The organism is Cognatiyoonia sp. IB215182 (assembly GCF_033963905.1).
Classification (GTDB): domain Bacteria; phylum Pseudomonadota; class Alphaproteobacteria; order Rhodobacterales; family Rhodobacteraceae; genus Yoonia.
The window spans coordinates 1-1,789 of record NZ_JAXBMB010000061.1 but is presented as its reverse complement, the minus strand read 5'-3'; the positions used below and the strand labels follow the sequence as shown (position 1 = coordinate 1,789).

Annotated in this window: 2 protein-coding genes; both read left to right on the top strand. The window is 52.8% G+C overall.

All coding sequences use genetic code 11. The features are described 5' to 3' along the window. The coding region (locus SLH47_RS26250; RefSeq protein WP_320244090.1) for an RHS repeat-associated core domain-containing protein at positions 1 to 1,225 on the top strand (1,225 nt) is incomplete at its 5' end. Positions 1,226 to 1,236: 11 nt separating this feature from the next. Beyond that, positions 1,237 to 1,623: a hypothetical protein gene (locus SLH47_RS26245; RefSeq protein ID WP_320244088.1), complete on the top strand. Its 387-nt coding sequence runs from the start codon at positions 1,237 to 1,239 to the stop codon at positions 1,621 to 1,623. Positions 1,624 to 1,789 lie beyond the last annotated feature (166 nt).

The following is a 1,789-nucleotide window of genomic DNA, read 5'->3' as shown; positions in this document are numbered from 1 at the left end:
TGCCAACGGCAACATGCTGACCGGCCTGCATGGCAAGGTCATGACCTATGACAATGAGAACCGCCCGCTCTCGGTCACGCATAGCGGCGTGCAAACGCGCTATGTTTATGGTGCTGACGGGTCACGACTGAAACTGATCAATGAGGCGGGCACAGCGAATGAGAGCGAGACGCTCTATGTCGGGCCGATCGAAGTGCGCAATTATGGTCAGACCAATGCGTCGCTTGTCGCCTATCCGCATCCGAATGTGCGGCTGGTGGATGGGGTGGAGAGCTATTTGCACCGGGATCAGTTGAACTCGGTCGTGGTGATCTCGGATGCGAGCGGGGCGAAGGCGCATGAGGAGAACTTCCTGCCCTTCGGCCTCTCCGCCGTCAGCCAGACCTACAACCCCGCCGTGGCCGAGGACGCCAAAGGCTTCATCGGCGAACGCTTCGACAGCGACGCCAGCCTGCAATACCTCAACGCCCGGTACTACGACCCGGAACTGGGCCTGTTCCTGCAACCGGATTGGTTCGAAGTCACAGAGCCAGGCGTGGGTACAAATCGGTACAGCTATAGCTTTAACGATCCTGTGAACTTAAGGGACCCGAATGGGAACGCCACGCGATTGACCGACGAGGATCCAGATGAGCGAGGTGAATACCGAATAGACGACGAGACGGGTACTGTCACGATGATCGACAAGGCAGGCAACTCGATTACGCTCGAGAATTATGGGCCAACGGCAGAGCTGGCTGCACAGCTATCCGAAGAGTCTTTGGCGCGCACTTATCAAGGCATCAACATGGAAGTTGATCGGCTAGCTGCCATCGACCACGGACGAGACATCACGCACGACTATGGGCAAGACGTGGAAAGCGGTATGGTTGTGTTGGGAATGATTCCCGCCGGTACTTCGGTCGAGCTAGCGGTCAGGGGCGTCGCATCGGCTCTTGCCGCCCCGACTGCTCAACAGGCTTTGCGTATTGCTCCGGAGATAATGAGTGATTTAAGGTCGCTAAGATCGTTGCAGCGACAGATATTGGAGCATGAGGATAAGATAGCGAGGTTCAGACTAGACCCCACCCTTCCACCTGGCATGAGGCAAGCAATTGACAACGGCACGCGCACCTTCACTCAGGCTGAAATTCAGAGCGCGCTTCGGGGTCGAATCTCTCACTTACAAAGGGAGGTAACAGCCTTCCGGGGCGCGTTCAATGAAATCCTTGAAAGGTTGCGTTAGAGGAGCATTAGATGTGCCAAAGACCGTGGTCCAGTGTTAGCAATGAGGACCTGACGACAATAGCTTTAAGCAATGCTGGCGCCTATATTCTCGTAATCAATACGGATAGTATTGCATTGAGGATTATAGAGACAGGAACCTTCGAAGCTTTACTGGTTAATTGTAGTTTGTGCATTCTATTTGGGAGCAACTCAGTAGCCTTTGAGGACGCCATTGACGAAAGAATCTTGACAAATAATCTAAGCGGGGACGAATTATTTGTTCCAACAATGTGCGAGCAGCAATATGAGACAATAAAGGATCTTGCAAATAGTTGGAAAGCCGAGGAAAAATTGTCGGTTCTCGTTCTGGGACAAGTTCCGTCTGGGCTTGCAGAAATGATCGATTGGCAGTCTTAGCCACCAATTACATCCAGTATTAGCTTATCAAAAGCTTATGCTCGTGCCATCTATGAGATGAAAAGGCCGATTTACGAGTTGCAATTGGAGCAAAATGATTGCTCTGCACCCAGTGTATATCTGCGCTCGGCCACTGGACGCGTACGAGAACATCAGGCGACCCTCA

Bases quoted from the DNA above. Each gene is read 5' to 3' on its own strand.
- SLH47_RS26245 (WP_320244088.1), top strand. From the start codon at position 1,237: ATGTGCCAAAGACCGTGGTCCAGTGTTAGCAATGAGGACCTGACGACA.